At 41.9% G+C, this 15,280-nt stretch carries 13 protein-coding genes; 3 read left to right on the top strand and 10 right to left on the bottom strand.

Features of this window, described 5'->3' with window-relative positions; all coding sequences use genetic code 11:
* Positions 1–19 precede the first annotated feature (19 nt).
* The 6 genes from MHI11_RS05150 to MHI11_RS05125 form a co-directional block, all read right to left on the bottom strand.
* Positions 20–2,329 carry a YhgE/Pip domain-containing protein gene (locus MHI11_RS05150; protein ID WP_340960559.1) on the bottom strand — a complete coding sequence of 770 codons (2,310 nt, stop codon included), beginning with the start codon at positions 2,327–2,329 and terminating at the stop codon, positions 20–22.
* 64 nt (positions 2,330–2,393) lie between these two features.
* Positions 2,394–2,972 (bottom strand): TetR/AcrR family transcriptional regulator, encoded by a 579-nt coding sequence (locus tag MHI11_RS05145; RefSeq protein ID WP_065098922.1) that lies wholly within the window; start codon positions 2,970–2,972, stop codon positions 2,394–2,396.
* Positions 2,973–3,146: 174 nt separating this feature from the next.
* On the bottom strand, positions 3,147–4,559 hold the full coding sequence (hemY, locus tag MHI11_RS05140; RefSeq protein ID WP_340960558.1) for a protoporphyrinogen oxidase: 1,413 nt from the start codon (positions 4,557–4,559) through the stop codon (positions 3,147–3,149).
* A 22-nt stretch (positions 4,560–4,581) separates the two neighbouring features.
* Positions 4,582–5,520 (bottom strand): ferrochelatase, encoded by a 939-nt coding sequence (gene hemH, locus MHI11_RS05135; RefSeq protein WP_050945387.1) that lies wholly within the window; start codon positions 5,518–5,520, stop codon positions 4,582–4,584.
* 32 nt (positions 5,521–5,552) lie between these two features.
* Complete coding sequence (gene hemE / locus MHI11_RS05130) at positions 5,553–6,611, bottom strand: uroporphyrinogen decarboxylase (RefSeq protein ID WP_106064932.1); 1,059 nt, start codon at positions 6,609–6,611, stop codon at positions 5,553–5,555.
* Positions 6,612–6,735: 124 nt separating this feature from the next.
* The gene (locus MHI11_RS05125; RefSeq protein WP_340960557.1) at positions 6,736–8,871 is read right to left on the bottom strand and encodes a transglycosylase domain-containing protein; all 2,136 of its coding nucleotides are present in this window, start codon (positions 8,869–8,871) and stop codon (positions 6,736–6,738) included.
* 127 nt (positions 8,872–8,998) lie between these two features.
* Here MHI11_RS05125 and MHI11_RS05120 point away from each other — a divergent pair, with 127 nt between their 5' ends.
* Positions 8,999–9,484, top strand: a complete 486-nt coding sequence (locus MHI11_RS05120; RefSeq protein ID WP_340960556.1) for an antibiotic biosynthesis monooxygenase family protein — start codon at positions 8,999–9,001, stop codon at positions 9,482–9,484.
* A 260-nt stretch (positions 9,485–9,744) separates the two neighbouring features.
* Here MHI11_RS05120 and MHI11_RS05115 read toward each other — a convergent pair whose 3' ends face one another.
* Positions 9,745–10,032, bottom strand: coding sequence for a hypothetical protein (locus MHI11_RS05115; protein ID WP_340960555.1), 288 nt, complete (start codon positions 10,030–10,032; stop codon positions 9,745–9,747).
* Between the two features lie 147 nt (positions 10,033–10,179).
* Here MHI11_RS05115 and MHI11_RS05110 point away from each other — a divergent pair, with 147 nt between their 5' ends.
* Positions 10,180–11,367: a M20 family metallopeptidase gene (locus MHI11_RS05110; RefSeq protein WP_340960554.1), complete on the top strand. Its 1,188-nt coding sequence runs from the start codon at positions 10,180–10,182 to the stop codon at positions 11,365–11,367.
* A 212-nt stretch (positions 11,368–11,579) separates the two neighbouring features.
* Here the strand turns inward: MHI11_RS05110 and MHI11_RS05105 are convergent, their stop codons facing one another.
* From MHI11_RS05105 to MHI11_RS05095, 3 genes are read right to left on the bottom strand one after another with little or no spacing between them, the layout of a single operon-like run.
* On the bottom strand, positions 11,580–12,287 hold the full coding sequence (locus MHI11_RS05105) for an EcsC family protein (RefSeq protein WP_044140689.1): 708 nt from the start codon (positions 12,285–12,287) through the stop codon (positions 11,580–11,582).
* 53 nt (positions 12,288–12,340) lie between these two features.
* Positions 12,341–13,561, bottom strand: a complete 1,221-nt coding sequence (locus tag MHI11_RS05100) for an ABC transporter permease (RefSeq protein WP_340960552.1) — start codon at positions 13,559–13,561, stop codon at positions 12,341–12,343.
* The gene (locus MHI11_RS05095) at positions 13,554–14,294 is read right to left on the bottom strand and encodes an ABC transporter ATP-binding protein (RefSeq protein ID WP_044140687.1); all 741 of its coding nucleotides are present in this window, start codon (positions 14,292–14,294) and stop codon (positions 13,554–13,556) included. The genes MHI11_RS05100 and MHI11_RS05095 overlap by 8 nt, the downstream gene beginning before the upstream one ends.
* A 487-nt stretch (positions 14,295–14,781) precedes the next feature.
* Here MHI11_RS05095 and MHI11_RS05090 point away from each other — a divergent pair, with 487 nt between their 5' ends.
* Positions 14,782–15,210 carry an HIT family protein gene (locus MHI11_RS05090; RefSeq protein WP_003212458.1) on the top strand — a complete coding sequence of 143 codons (429 nt, stop codon included), beginning with the start codon at positions 14,782–14,784 and terminating at the stop codon, positions 15,208–15,210.
* Positions 15,211–15,280: the final 70 nt, after the last annotated feature.

The raw sequence follows: 15,280 nt of genomic DNA, 5'->3' as shown, positions 1-15,280 counted from the left end.
AAGAGAAAGGATTCATTGATTAAGCTTCGTCTTGTTTCATTTTTCTTACGTTCCAAGCAAAGTATGCAGTTGTTGCCGCCATCATGATGATCGCAACTGTACCGAGAATCGCTGCTTGGTGCCATAAATAGCTGTCATCACCGCTTGCAATGATCGTTCTAAATCCATTGATTGTATACGTCATTGGAAGCAGACTATGAATGACTTGGAAAAACTTCGGCACAAGCTCAAGCGGGAATGTACCAGCACTTGCTGCGAGCTGAAGAACTAAGATAATGACGGCAATGAAGCGTCCTGGGTTCCCCATTGTTGTGGCTAGCAGCTGAATAATCGCTAAGAATGTCAGACTGACGACGATCGCAAAGAGATAGAAGCGCCAGAGGCTTTCCACCTCAAGACCAAGCCCAAAGATGAGCATCGTACTTGCAATGACTGCTTGAAGGATCCCGACAAGCAGAAGCACGCTATATTTGCTGACAAACCATTCAAACGCATTTCTAGGGCGGCCAGCAGGGTCTTTCATTGGGAATACAACGGTGAGCATTAGAGCCCCAACAAAGAGTCCCATGGATAAAATATAAGGCGTGAGCCCTGTTCCATAATTATCAATCTTTTTCGCTGTATCGTTTTCTGTTTTAACAGGGCTTGCAATCATATTGTAATTGTCTTGCCCAGCATCAATTTCACCTGTTTCATCAGCAGCGCTTTTCAATTTATTGGACAGCTTACCTGTACCGCTTTTTAAATCTCCCAATCCTTTATCAAGCGATTTTGAGCCTTCGGCAAGCTTAGATGTATTGCTTTGGATATTTGTTGAACCACTTTCCAGCTTATTTAACGCTGCGCTAAGCTGACTTGATCCATTTGCAAGCTTATCCGCTCCGCTTTTCGCCGTATCAAGCTTTCCATTTGCTGTTTGCAGGCCATCTTGTAATTGACCTTGACCTGTTTGAAGCTTCAGTGCACCTTGATACAATTTATTCGTACCAGATGTCATTTGATCGATCGCATTTTGTATCGCAACTGTAGACGTGTACAGCTGTTCTGTTTTCTCTGGCAGCTGTTTGACTTGCTGCAGCTGCGCTTTTGCAGATGCAACTGCTTGTTGAACCTCACTTGCATCAGGCAGTTCCTGCAAGGCCGCTAAGCTTTGTTCGAGTCCAGACAGATCAGGCAGTTCGATTTTAGGCAGACTGTTCAGCTGATCCATTGCCGCCTTTTTCTCTTCATCTGTCATGGAGCTGTTTTGGATAATGCTTTTTACTTTAGCATCTCGATTTGATAATGCTTCTTTTAATGAAGCAAGTTTTGTACTGAACGTTTTTGCGTCTTTTTTCACCTGATCAAGTTTAGGCGCCATCTTTTCAAGATTCGCTAACTCTGGTGACGACAAGACTTTTTCTACTGCTGCAATTTTTTCTGAAAAGGATTGGGCTTTGTTGTTTAACTGCTCAATGCCTGCTGTGAATTGCGGCATTTTAGAAGCGAGTTGCTGATGTCCTTCTTTGCTTGTGTTTAATCCTTCGGTTAATGTATCAATTCCTGAACCAAGCTCTCCAAATTTCTGATCAATGGTTTGATAGCCTGTTAAGAGCTGACCAAGCCCACTGTCTAGAGACTGTATGCCTGTGTTCAGTTCACCCATTTTCCCTGCGAACTGATGAACACCTTCGCTATAGGTTAACGTACCTTCAGCCAATTTGGCTAAGTTGTCTTTTAACTTTGTACTGCCATCTTTTGCGCTTTTTGTTCCGTCATCAATTTTCTTCGCACCATCGCTTGCTTGATCTAATCCTTTTGCAATCGTTTTGAAGTTATCAAAGATGACCTCGGCGTAATTTTTTGTGACTTCTTTTGAAACTGAATCTTTTAATTTGATAATGGCATTATTCGCAATTTGTGACGCCGCATAGTTGGCGCCTGGATTCGTATAATATTTCAGATTCGATTTTTTCGGATGTTTTTCTAGCACTGTACTTGCATTTTTCGAGAAATTCTTTGGTATTTCCACCACGAGGTAATAGTCCTCGTTATTTAATCCTTTTATAGCCTTTTCATGACTATCGACAAAGTTCCATTTGAAATTATCGTTTTTCTTTAATTCCTTTACTAAATCATCGCCAACTTGAAGGGTTTTCCCGTCATAATGACTGCCTTCATCCAAGTTGACAACCGCTACAGGCAATTGATCAACTGTACCATAAGGGTCCCAGTACGCTTTTAAAAATACACCACTGTAAATCAGCGGAATAAATAAGACAGCTAAAATCGGGATCAGTAGTTTTTTGCTCGTTACAATGTCCTTCCATTGATTCCGAATTAAATTCATTGCTGTTTTCCTCCCATAGATGAATGACTAAATATAAAATTTGGTCATTTGAACTCAAAAAAAATTATGTTGTTGCAGATAGTCCTTTTAAGACATAAAGCTCCAGCGATTCGGCTACCTCTTCTTTTGTTAAAGGCTCGTATCGCTTTTCCCAATCAAAAATCAGTGCAATATATAGTTTCACCATCACAAATGCAGTCAATTCAGGATCACAAGGCTTAATGTCGCCTTTATCCATCGCTTCTTGTACTTTCATTTTGATATAGCGAATGATCATCTGCTCCATTTTTTCGATCATTTCCTTGACCGCTGACGTGCCAAGCTCTGCATTTTCCTGAAAAATCTTAATTGTGAGCTGGTGGTTTTTTCGAAATTCTAAAATTGCAAAGAGTGCTAAGTGAAGGTTTTCAGAGAAACTATTCTTCTCATCAATTGCCTCATCCGCAATTTTCCTCATCTCTAGTAAAAGGGATGTGAAAATTTCATCAAACAACTCTTCTTTGTTTTTGAAAAATGTATAAATGGTTCCTTTTCCGACGTTGGCAATCTTTGCCACAAGGTCCATTGTGGTCGCTTTATACCCGAATTGAGTAAATGCCTTTGTCGCACCATCTAAAATCATTTGTCTCCTATCAACACTCATGATCTCACTCCCGAAATGACTATTTGAACGTTTTGGTCATTAAGTACAGAAAGTAATATACCATATCCTTTTCCCCAGATGCAACAACTTTGTTTACATTTATGATTCCCAACTCTTTTTGAATGATTCGAACATGAAAAACTCCCTTTCCATGACAGAAAAGGGAGTCGTTTTTTATGAAAATAGGTACGATAAAGCCTCTGAGATGGAAGCTTTTCCTTGATCAATACAATCAGGGATTCCGACACCTTCAAAAGCAGCACCTGTGATATAAACACCAGGATATGATTGCTTAAACGTTTCTCGCATGTTCGAAATAGCTTTCTGATGACCGACGTGATATTGCGGCATACTTGTCTTCCAGCGAGTCACTGTCGTCAATTCTGGATCTGCTTTAATATCCATGATTTTCTTTAAATCTTCCAGCACGATGCTGACGATTTGACTGTCTGACTGCTCGACAATCGATTCGTCACCAGCTTTTCCGACGTACGCACGCAATAGCGTTTTTCCTTTCGGAGCGGTATGCGGCCATTTTTTGTTTGTCCATGTACAGGCCGTAATAGAGAAATCACTGTTTCTTGAGATGACAAAACCAGTGCCGTCATATTCATTATGAACATCCTCTTCTTTAAAACCGAGTGCTACTGTTGCAACAGAAGTAGAGGTCATGTCATGCAAATACTCTAGCCCTGCTTCTTTAGGAAACATGGAATAAATCGATTGATGCGGAGTCGTGACAATGGCTGAATCGGCAAAAAGCGTTTGACCGCTGTCTAATTGCAAGCCATAGCCCCCATCCGTTTTTTCAATCTGTTTTACTTTTGTCCCTTTATACACCGTTGTCAGCTTGAGCTTACTTTCTACTGCTTCCACAAGCGACTGCAATCCTTGATTGATCGTTTGGAACTGCCCTTGTTTTTTCGCAGTCACTTGCTGCGCTTTCGCATGCTGCTGTGATTTTTTCATCCCAAGAATCAAACTGCGATGCTGCTGTTCTGTTTGATAAAATTGCGGGAAGGTGGACATTAAGCTGAGGCGATCAATGTCACCCGCATAAATACCTGATAGAAGAGGCTCGATTAAATTCTCAACGACTTCATCGCCCACACGTCTTCTAAAAAATTCACCAAGCGACTGATCTTCTGTCTGCTTGCTTTTTGGCAACACGAAATCCATCGCTGCTCTTGCTTTTCCCGCAACTGAAAAAAGACCAGTTGTAATAAATGGGCTGATTTGAGTTGGAATCCCCATAACAGCACCCTTTGGCATCGGGTGAAGCTTTTCATTGACTAGTACATACGCTTGCCCAGTTTCATTATTGACGAGCTGATCGGTCAGACCGACATCCTTTGCCAGCTGCGGCCCACTGACCTTTCTTTCTAAAAATGAATCAGGTCCACGTTCAATGATGTAGCCGTCCTTATATAATGTTTGTATTTTTCCACCTAGCCTAGGGCTCGCTTCAATAAGTGATATTTGAATCGGAAGACCTTTTTCTTCGACTTCCTTTTCCAAATAGAAGGCGGCGGCTAAACCAGTGATGCCACCGCCAATGATGACAAGGTGTTTTTGATTGTCATGCATAGGATCGCCTTCTTTTATATGATTACTTGCTTTCGTCAAGCTTCTTTAATACGACTGTTGCCAGAGCATCAATAAATGCTGGTTTCGCATTTGGCATTTCTGGACGATAGTAGGCTGCACCAATTTCATCTGTCACGACTTTACATTCATAATCGTTGTCGTATAACACTTCAAGATGATCAGCGACAAAACCAACAGGCACATACACGAATGTTTGATAGCCTTTTTGTTCAAATAAGTCCCGCGTTAAATCTTGTACGTCTGGTCCAAGCCATGGATCCGGCGTATTGCCTTCACTTTGCCAGCCAATTTCATAGTGTTCAATTCCCGCACCTTCTGCAATCATTTTGGCAGATTGTGCGAGCTGATCAGGATATGGATCTCCTGCTGCAATAATTTTTTCAGGAAGGCTGTGTGCAGACACAATAAGTACCGCGGAATCTCTTTCCTCTTGACTCATTGATGCATACGTATCCTTCACTTGCTTCACCCAATAGTCCACAAACTTCGGCTCATCGTACCAGCTTTCAACAGACGTAATCTGTAGATTGCCGAGCTTGTCTGCCTCATCTTGTGCACGTTTGTTATATGATTTCACACTAAAGGTAGAGAAATGCGGCGCTAAAACGATACTCACAGCTTCTGTCATGCCGTCCTTGTGCATGTCAGCAACTGCATCCTCGATGAAAGGCTCGATATGTTTTAAGCCAATGTACACATGAAATTCAATGTCGTCTTGAATGTCATTCAAGTGCTCACACAAACCATGTGCCTGCTGCTCTGTAATTTTTGATAAAGGAGAAATACCGCCGATTGCCTTGTAGCGATCCTTTAAATCTTGCAGCATTTCCGGCTCAGGCTTTCTGCCTCTACGAATATGTGTATAATAACGCTCAATGTCTTCTTCTTTATACGGGGTGCCATATGCCATGACAAGAAGCCCCATTTTCTTTTTCTCCACAACCAACACTCCTTCAGATCAATTGAAATAGTTTAGATGGATGATTTTTTATGTTTAGCTGAATAGTCGTGAATAAAATCGGTCAGCTTCTTTAACGTATCTGGTGAAACATCTGGAAATACCCCATGACCTAAGTTAAAGATGAAGTGATCTGATTTCATCCCTTGATCTAATATGTCTTTTGCTCTTTCTTCAATGACTTCCCAAGGAGAAAGTAAGATCGTTGGATCAAGATTTCCTTGTAACGTTTTTGTGAGCCCTTCTTTTCGCGCTTCGTCTACACTCATACGCCAATCAAGTCCAACGACGTCTAGCGGCAGGTCATGCCAATCTTTCACAAGATGGCTTGCACCAACTCCGTACATGATCATTGGTACATTTTCACTCTTCAACTCTGTGAAAATTCGCTGCATGACAGGTTTAATGAATGTCCGGTAATCCGCTGCATTTAAAGCGCCCACCCATGAGTCGAAGATTTGAAACGCACTGACCCCTGCTTTTACCTGCGCGCGTATGTACGTGATCGTCATATCAGCTAATTTGTTCATGAGCAGCATCCATGTCTCGGGCTCACTGTACATTAGCGCTTTTGTTTTATGATAGTTTTTAGACGGGCCGCCTTCAATCATATAGCTAGCCATCGTAAATGGTGCACCAGCAAAACCGATGAGCGGTACATTCAGCTGCTCTTTCGTTAAAAGCTGAATCGTATCGAGCACATATGGCAGGTCTTCTTCAGGATGAAGTTCCCCAAGACGTTCGATATCTGCTTTTGACCGAATCGGTGAATCAATGACAGGTCCAATGCCATTTTTAATTTCAACGTCCACTCCAATAGCTGGAAGCGGGGTCATAATATCTTTATATAAAATCGCGGCATCTACACCATATTGTTCTACAGGAAGTCGTGTTACATAAGCACATAGCTCTGGCTGATGCGTAATTTCAAATAGCCCGTACTTTTCTTTAAGGGCACGATATTCAGGCTGTGAGCGTCCTGCCTGCCTCATATACCAAACTGGTACATGGTCTGTTTTTTCCCCTTTGCACGCCTTTAAGAACGTGTCGTTAAAAGCCTTCGTTTTTCCCATTACCTTTCATTCCACCTTTCGCCTTACACTCTCTTTGTATAAGGCTCAAACACTGCTTTTACTATACCGCTTTTTCAAGGCACGGTATACTAAACCGGCTCATTGTTCAAAAAATCGCCGAATATTAACGTCCAAAAGCCTCTGGCTTGACATATGGACTGCCTTCTCCTTCTTCTTGCGTTTGGGTATTATATGGAACCACCTTATACTCCGCATCTGAAAACACATTGGCATACGGCATTGTGTAGCTATTTGTGCCTGTCACTGAGTCAATCAGCGTTTCGCTTCCATTTCTCTTTTCATAGATGCGGTATTCAACGCGTTTATCCTCCTGCTTGTCCCAAGACAGCTCTAATGTAAACAATCCTTTGATTTTAAACACATAGCGGGCTTCAAATCCAGAAAGTCCTTCTAAATGAATTGGCGCTTGAAGTTCTTTAATCCCCTCTGGTTTTTTAAACGTTTCATTCGTTATTTGGGCTGCCGTTAAAATATCCTTAAACAGCTGCACTGGGTATTGACTTCCGCCAGTTAAATAGTGACTGTTATCGGTTTTGTCATATCCCATCCAGATCGCACCCGTTGTACTTGGCGTATAGCCGGCAAACCAAGCATCTTTTGTTGCACCCTTCACACCTGAATATGTGGTCGTGCCTGTTTTACCTGCTAAATCTCCAGCATATGAACCGCTCTGGGCTGTTCCGCCTTTGACGACTTGCTGCAGCATTCTTGTCATATTCCAAGCATTCTGCACGCTGAACACTCGTTCTGGCTTACTACGATTTTTCTCTACCGTTTCTCCTTCATCATTGGTGATTTTCTGAATGAAGAAAGGCTTTTGATATACGCCTTCGTTTGCAAATGTGTGGAAAGCTCCCGCGATTTGAAGTGGAGAAACCCCTTTTTCTAAACCGCCAAGGGCTATCGCAAGTCCTTGATCCGAAATATCGATTCCCATTTTCTCGAGATATGTTTTCGAAGTATCAATACCAAGCTGGCTTAATGTCCACACCGCTGCTGTATTCTTACTTTTCATGAGGGCCTCCACCATCGTGACCTTGCCTTCATACTGTCCATCGTAATTCTTTGGTGAATAACCCTCATAGCTTTTTTCTTCGTCTTCAAGCAGGGAATAAGGTCGGAATTTTTTCTCCTGCAGCGCAGGTCCATATACCGCGATCGGCTTGAAAACAGATCCAGGCTGTCTAACAGCGGTAACCCTGTTATAGCCCCTCGCTTGATATTCTCGTCCTCCGATTGCTGCTTTTACTCCGCCAGACTCATTATCAATAAAGATGGCACTGCTTTCAGGAGAACCGCTTTTTCCCGGGAAATAACGGTTGTTTTTCATCGCATCGTAGGTGACCTTTTGCAGATTCATATCGATCGGAACTGTAATGGTATAACCACCTTGAAGCAATTGCTCATGTGAAATGGCATACTCTGATTCAGCTTCCTTAATGATGAGATCGACATAGCTATCGACCCAAGGCGTTTCTGATTTCTTTTTCAAATGAATGCCTAGTGTTCTCCCTTTTGCTTCTACTGTTTCTGTTGATGATAAATATCCTTGCTCATTCATTAAGTTAAGAATCGTGTCCCGCCTTTGTTTATTTTTATCAGGGTGTAAAACAGGCGAGTAAGTAGACGGCGCCTTTGGCATCGCAGCGAGTGTAGCCCCTTCGCTGACCGTTAAATCTTTCACATCTTTACTAAAGTAATAATTGGCTGCTGCTTGGATACCGTAGACGCCATGACCGAAGTAAAGCTGATTCAAATACATTTCGAGCAGCTTATCCTTTGAATAATCTCTTTCTAAATTAATTGCAATGATGACTTCTTTTGTTTTTCGCAGAAAGGTTTTGTCATTTGTGAGAAAAATATTTTTTGCGAGTTGCTGAGTAATTGTACTGCCGCCCTCTACCTTTCCACCTGCTAATATATCTCGATAAACCGCCCTTGAAATTGACTGCGCATCAATTCCATGATGCTCATAAAACCGCTTGTCCTCAACAGCCACAAAGGCTTTTGCTACTTTATCAGGTACATCCTTTATTGACACAGGGTCCCGATTTTCTGAATACATACTTGTGAGTTCTTTTCCATTCTGATCAATGATTTGGGATGAAGCGTGAAATACAAGCTTCTTTTCATCTATGACATAATGTCCTAAAAATAAAATGGTCAGATAGCCAATAAATGAAAGCACGATTGTACTTCCTGCAATGACTAATGGAATGATTATCTTCTTTTTCTTCAAATTAGGTCACCTCATTCCTTTATACGGATAGTATGGGATGTATGGCTTCATAATATGTTTTATGGATTGACTACCAAAGAATTATATATCATTCTTTTGTTATACTATCAAGCAGGAGGCGGTTTAGATGAATGTCTATATGACTTATGGAACAGCAGATTTCTTGCATAAAATCGCAAAAAAACACAATCAGGAGAATCTGCTTTATATGGTCGGAAAAGAACAAGCAGCTCTTTTCCATGAGACGGAGGGTGAGACTGTTTTTAAAGCCCCTCATGCCTATGATGTGATTTATGCGAAAGGCGAGCTAGTCCATTCTGGCTTCGTCACCTTGAATCATATCCCTGTGAAGCTTGAAAGTAGAGCACTGTTTGAATCTACTTTTCAGAAGAAGACGAACATCTCAGAACATCAGCGGGGCTTCAAGGCTCTTCGAGTGTTAAGACCGAAAAAAGATGAAGAAGTGTATTTGATTATGACACTCTGGGAATCAGAGGACTTATTTGAAGACTTTCAAGAATCAGAAGCGTTCTTTCAGCCAAACGATGATACTGGCTCCATCTTCTCTCGTCCTGCTTATCTCACATCCTATCATGCCGTTACAGACAATTAAGGAAGTGCTGCTTTCAGCACTTCTTTTTTCATGAAAAAAGCCCAATCGCTGGGCTTTTCAGATTGTTGACAAAGGGCTAAAATGATCTTTATTTTAGCCCTTTGTCTTCTTTTCAGCGTGATAGAAAACCTTTGCAGTCTAGGAAGGACGAGCACCGGAGCGGAGCGAATTGATTATTCGTGAGCACCGGAGCGCAGACCTGACACCGAATGCGAGGGTTTGTCTACACGCTGAAAAGCCCAATCGCTGGGCTTTTCATTTTATCGTCGTGATATCAGCTCGTACCGATGAATGATCGGCTGAAGTACATAGAAATTCAATAGGATCCATCCTAATAAGATCGGCCACTTCAACATAGGTGAAGCCCCTTTCAATTGAATGAGCATCACCAATAGCGGAATCAAACAGATCATGAAAAAACTCATTTTTGATACAATGGTTTCTTTGATTTGATGCCGACAGCTTGGACACATCATCATTTTCGTATGTGATAAATGAAACTTTTCAACGAAAGAAAACGTTTTTGAACAATTTGGACAGTTTCCCAATACAATTCCTCCCTTTCCCCGCTTCATAGCAACTTCGACTTTTATGTAAAATGACCTTTTGATGCGCAAACGACATCCTCTTCTGTTGAAAGATTCTAACAATTACCATACAATCAGTAAAAGAGCATGAAGGAGGTTTTCAAATCAATGACAATATCCACTTTACAAAAAAGCATCAATGAACGTCTTGATGAACATTATGAGGAAATGGTTGAAATTAGACGCCATCTCCACATGAATCCTGAACTTTCTTTCCAGGAAGTAGAAACAGCCGCTTTCATCGCCAGCTACTATGACAGATTACATATACCAACACGTACACAGGTGGGCGGCCATGGTGTACTCGCCTTTATCGAAGGAGCTTCTTCGGGGCCGACGATTGCCCTCAGGGCTGATTTCGATGCACTTCCTATCCATGATGAAAAGGAAGTGCCTTACAAATCGACAAAGCCCGGTGTGATGCATGCCTGCGGACACGATGGGCACACAGCGACACTACTTGTCTTAGCGAAAATTTTGAATGAGCACCGTGATCAATTAAAAGGGAAAATCGTCCTCATTCATCAGCACGCAGAAGAATATGCGCCAGGCGGTGCAAAACCAATGATCGAAGACGGCTGCTTAGAAGGTGTCGATGTCATATTCGGGACGCATCTTTGGTCACCAGAGCCTTGTGGGACGGTTCTTTATAAAAGCGGGAACTTTATGGCAGCTGCCGACCGCTTCTCTATCCGAGTTCAGGGGAAAGGCGGACACGGTGCCCAGCCTCACTTAACGAAAGATGCTGTACTCATCGGTTCACAAATCGTTGCAAACTTGCAGCATGTCGTTGCCCGTAAAGTCAATCCAGTTGATTCTGCTGTTGTATCTGTTGGAGGTTTTGTGGCAGAGAATGCTTTTAACGTCATTGCAGATTCTGCAGTTTTAACTGGTACTGCACGATCCTTTGAAGAGAGTGCACGACACACCATCGAACGAGAAATTGAACGGGTCGTAAAAGGGGTGTGCGACATGCATGATGCCGGCTACACATATGAATATGTGAGAGGATACCCTGCTGTCAAAAATCATCCAAAGCCAACTGAATTTATTGCTGACATCGCAAAACAAACAGATGGTGTCACAGAAGTAATAGAAGCCGAAACCCAAATGGGCGGAGAAGATTTTGCTTACTACCTTCAGCATGTCCCTGGAACCTTCTTTTACACAGGCGCCATGCCGGAAAACAGCGAAGACACGTATCCCCATCACCACCCGAAGTTTGATATCAACGAAAAAGCAATGCCTATCGCAGCAAAGGTACTCGCCCGTGCTGTCCTTTCCTACGATGAATAAAAAAAGCCGCTGGCAAACAGCGGCTCTAGATTAAAGACAAAGGGTTTTAGCCCTTTGTCTTCTTTTCAGTGTAATAGAAAACCTTTGCAGTCTAGGAAGGGCGAGCACTGGCGCGGAGCGAATTTAACATTCGTGAGCACCAAGCGCGCAGACCTGACAACGAATGCGAGGGTTTGTCTACACGCTGAAGCCGCTGGCAAACAGCGGCTTTTCTATTTCATTTCTTTCAACACCCGTAAGTGAAACACATGACGAGCGACATCTCCGAGCTGTCCTGTCAGATGATGATTTGCCACACCGCCAACAGCGGCTCCGACAATCGGCATTAATTGAAACAGCTTCACTAGGTCAATGTAATCTCGATACTCCTGCTGAAAGCTGTACCAATCCATTTTCTCACGGCTCGTTTCCCAATTATCAATGATGCTCATCATTTTTTGACGATGTGTACTGCCGGAAAAGGCGAGTTGAAATATACAGAGCAAAAAGAGTCTTTCCTCTTTTTGAGACAAATCAAAGCCATAAATACATGCCAGTTCATAAAGACATTTCATCTTAATGCTAAGCAACAGCGGAAAGTCTGCCATACCGAGCAAAATACCACCTGCACCTGTTCCAATTCCTTCGATCGCAGCTGCCTTTTGATAGTACTTCACTTTCTCCTTTGCCAGTTCATTTCGCTCAATGATGGATAATTGCTCATCAATGACTGAAAATGAAGTGAAGTGAGATCCTGATACGGTGGATTCAACCATTGTTTTGACCGCACTTGTGATGACTTGATGAAACCTGGCAGGGATTCGGCGGTTCACCTGCTGCTGAACTCCTTTTGAAAACCGTTCAACCTTTGAAGGTCTTCTTAAAAATCGTGTTTGAAAAAGAATGGCTTCTTCATATAACTCCCGTTCAGCTGCATTCATCCGGTCCCCTCCTTGATGTCATCATACGCTCGCTGTCAGAAACATATCTCTGCCTATCGCATCTTTTTTAATCGACTGAGTACGTAAGGCTTGAAGAGGACAAGCACAAATGCCAGTGAAATCAGAAGGGCAAGTCCACTTCCCTGCCATCCTCCTGCCGGTAGTACTGAACAGCTCAGCAATATCGATTGGATGATGAGCACGTTACGGACGAGAACAAAAAAGCTCCGATCCTTTTCTTGCTGAGCAACAGGATAAAGTGCCTGTAATGAAAGATGGGCAAAGTGCTTCGTTAACGGCACAAGCTGGACACCTGTGATAAACACGGTGAACAAGACAAGCAGCGCGCCCACCCAGCCTGCTGCACCTGTATACAAAATAATCAGCACAAACACAGCGGTTAGCCTAAACACGAGACCAAAATAGTCATTTGATCGTAAAAATGCCCTCACATACATGTAAGAAAAAGTTTTACGCTGGTCATACGGAACAAACTGCAAAAGCCAGTCCATATAGGCTCTTCTTTTCACCTGTTTCTTTAAATGAGGCACATCTGTAAATAAATTGGCCAAACGATAAAAACGCTGTTTTCGTTTTAATTCGTCAGAAATATGCAATTCCCATTGAAAAGGCTGCTTTTTGACTGCATTGGTTAAGTAAACGAGATAGACACCGTAGATGAGATAAAAAACGATTGCGATTGCATAAGATGCCTGTAAAACGGTATAGATTAAAATCATGTTCAATAGAAAACGAAGGACTGCATCAAGCCACCTCATTTGTTTTCCTTGAAAATACGTCATTCTCCATTGAATCGCTGTATTCAGACCTTTGATCAAAATCATTTGCGCCAATATAAGCACATACATCTTGATGCCGCCTGAAGACAACGCCGAATAAAGCGGGAGTGCGACAATGGATACGGCAATGAGAGGAAACAGCTGAGAAATGAAGCTAAAGTTAAAAGCTTGTTTTAAATAAGGCTCCATCTTCCCTTCCAAAGGAAGTAAAAACACAAGATCTGCTTCTTTGATCAACGTCCGCACGTAAGAGCTTGTCAGCACCAATGAGAAAACAACTGCCATGACCCAGTAGGAAGGAAAATGAGCTGGAATTTGTTTGAGCCAGTTACTATACCAGCTCGCTCCGCCTGCAAGGAAAAAAATGAGCACAATGACAAGATGATCATTGAACATGTATTTTAAATATTTTCTTGTATCTTGTATGTGTTCCTCTAATCGGGATTTCCAAATGCTTTGCGTCGTTTTACTCATAGCTTTCTTCCTTTGTTAATTCCAAATAAAGATCATCGAGTGTCGCATCTCTCATATTGAACTGTTCTCTCAGCTCTGTCAGTGTTCCTTTCGCTCTAATTTCCCCTTCGTGCAAAATAATAAAGGAATCACAATAGCGTTCTGCTGTCGCCAAGATATGCGTTGACATCAGGACACTAGCGCCGTTTTTCTTTGCAACATTCATCCGTTCAAGCAGTGCATTAATCGCAAGAGGATCGAGCCCTAAGAACGGTTCATCGATGATATACAGTTCTGGTTCAACAAGAAACGCACACATAATCATGACCTTCTGCTTCATTCCTTTTGAAAAATGAGCAGGGAACCACTTCAAACGTTTCTCCATTCGAAATTCTTTCAGCAATGACGGCAGCCGTTCATCTAATTGTTCTTTTGATAGTCCATAAGCCATCGCTGTCAGCTCTAAATGCTCTTTTAAAGTTAATTCTTCATATAATACAGGTGTTTCTGGAATAAATGTAAATTGCGAGCGATACGCCTCTTGATCATCTTGAAGGGTTCGTCCATTCAACTCAATGACACCTTTATGCGGTTTCATGAGTCCGATGATATGGCGAATGGTTGTGCTTTTCCCCGCCCCGTTTAAACCGATGAGACCGACGATTTGATTTCTTTCTAATTCAAATGAGATATTTTTTAGAACGGGATTCTTCGTATATCCACCCGTTACATCTTTTACAGTGAGAAGGGACATGAATTCGTTCCTTTCTTTCGTTTTTCCTTTATAGTAACAAAAACGAAAGGTAATTTGAAATGTTTACCTATAAACAAGTCATGAATAAAAAATAGGCATCTTGGTCATCATATTGTTTGTAGAAGAAATGAACTTGATGACCAATAAGTAAATGAGGTGTTTGTTAAAGGCAAAGAACCGCATGACAAGTTGGTTTTTCATCTAAAAACCTTAGCTTCTGTTTTGCTTCACTGATTCTTGATTTTTGTGTCCTATACAATATGTATACGACAAACCAAAACGTCAAATGAGGTGTTTACGGCAGAAATAGCAGGCATATGAATTCTTTATTTCAGTAAATAGAGAATTCAAAAGGCATATCGAATGAAAGCATCAGCATTTCTTCTGCAGGAGCAGGATGAGCGACCAAAGGAGTTCGCTTGTCCTGTTTTCTTTTTTGCTCATTTTTGTGATACGATGAAGGAAAATGATTGAGGAGTGACATGACGTGAGCGATTGTATTTTTTGCAAGATCATTGATGGAGACATTCCATGTGCAAAAGTATATGAAGACGAGCATGTATTGGCTTTTCTAGATATTAGCCAAGTAACAAAAGGGCATACCCTTGTAATCCCGAAAATACATAAAGAAAATATCTACGAAATGACACCAGAAGTGTCTAATCACTACTTCCAAGCGATTCCGAAAATTGCAAGAGCCATCAAACAGGAATTTGAACCCATTGGATTAAACCTTTTAAACAACAACGGCGAAAAAGCCGGACAATCTGTGTTCCATTACCACATGCATATCATTCCGCGTTACGGCAAAGGCGATGGCTTTGGTGCCGTATGGAAATCACATCAAGATCAATACACGTCAGAGGATTTAAAAGAGATTTCTTCTGCCATTCATACGCGACTTACCTCATCTTAATAGATGAGGTTTTTCTCATTTCCACCCCTTTCTATCCCCTTCATTTCTTAATAGTAAGATATTTAGAACG

This window comes from Bacillus sp. FSL K6-3312 (assembly GCF_038007485.1).
Lineage (GTDB): Bacteria > Bacillota > Bacilli > Bacillales > Bacillaceae > Bacillus > Bacillus pumilus.
The sequence above is the reverse complement of the archived record's forward strand: the minus strand, read 5'-3'. Positions and strand labels throughout refer to the sequence as shown.

What these genes read in the sequence shown, in the direction of transcription:
- MHI11_RS05145 (WP_065098922.1), bottom strand. Translation starts at nt 2,972, where the DNA reads ATGAGTGTTGATAGGAGACAAATGATTTTAGATGGTGCGACAAAGGCA.
- MHI11_RS05105 (WP_044140689.1), bottom strand. Translation starts at nt 12,287, where the DNA reads ATGAATGCAGCTGAACGGGAGTTATATGAAGAAGCCATTCTTTTTCAA.
- MHI11_RS05100 (WP_340960552.1), bottom strand. Translation starts at nt 13,561, where the DNA reads ATGAGTAAAACGACGCAAAGCATTTGGAAATCCCGATTAGAGGAACAC.
- MHI11_RS05150 (WP_340960559.1), bottom strand. Translation starts at nt 2,329, where the DNA reads ATGAATTTAATTCGGAATCAATGGAAGGACATTGTAACGAGCAAAAAA.
- hemY (WP_340960558.1), bottom strand. Translation starts at nt 4,559, where the DNA reads ATGCATGACAATCAAAAACACCTTGTCATCATTGGCGGTGGCATCACT.
- MHI11_RS05110 (WP_340960554.1), top strand. Translation starts at nt 10,180, where the DNA reads ATGACAATATCCACTTTACAAAAAAGCATCAATGAACGTCTTGATGAA.
- MHI11_RS05120 (WP_340960556.1), top strand. Translation starts at nt 8,999, where the DNA reads ATGAATGTCTATATGACTTATGGAACAGCAGATTTCTTGCATAAAATC.
- MHI11_RS05095 (WP_044140687.1), bottom strand. Translation starts at nt 14,294, where the DNA reads ATGTCCCTTCTCACTGTAAAAGATGTAACGGGTGGATATACGAAGAAT.
- hemE (WP_106064932.1), bottom strand. Translation starts at nt 6,611, where the DNA reads ATGGGAAAAACGAAGGCTTTTAACGACACGTTCTTAAAGGCGTGCAAA.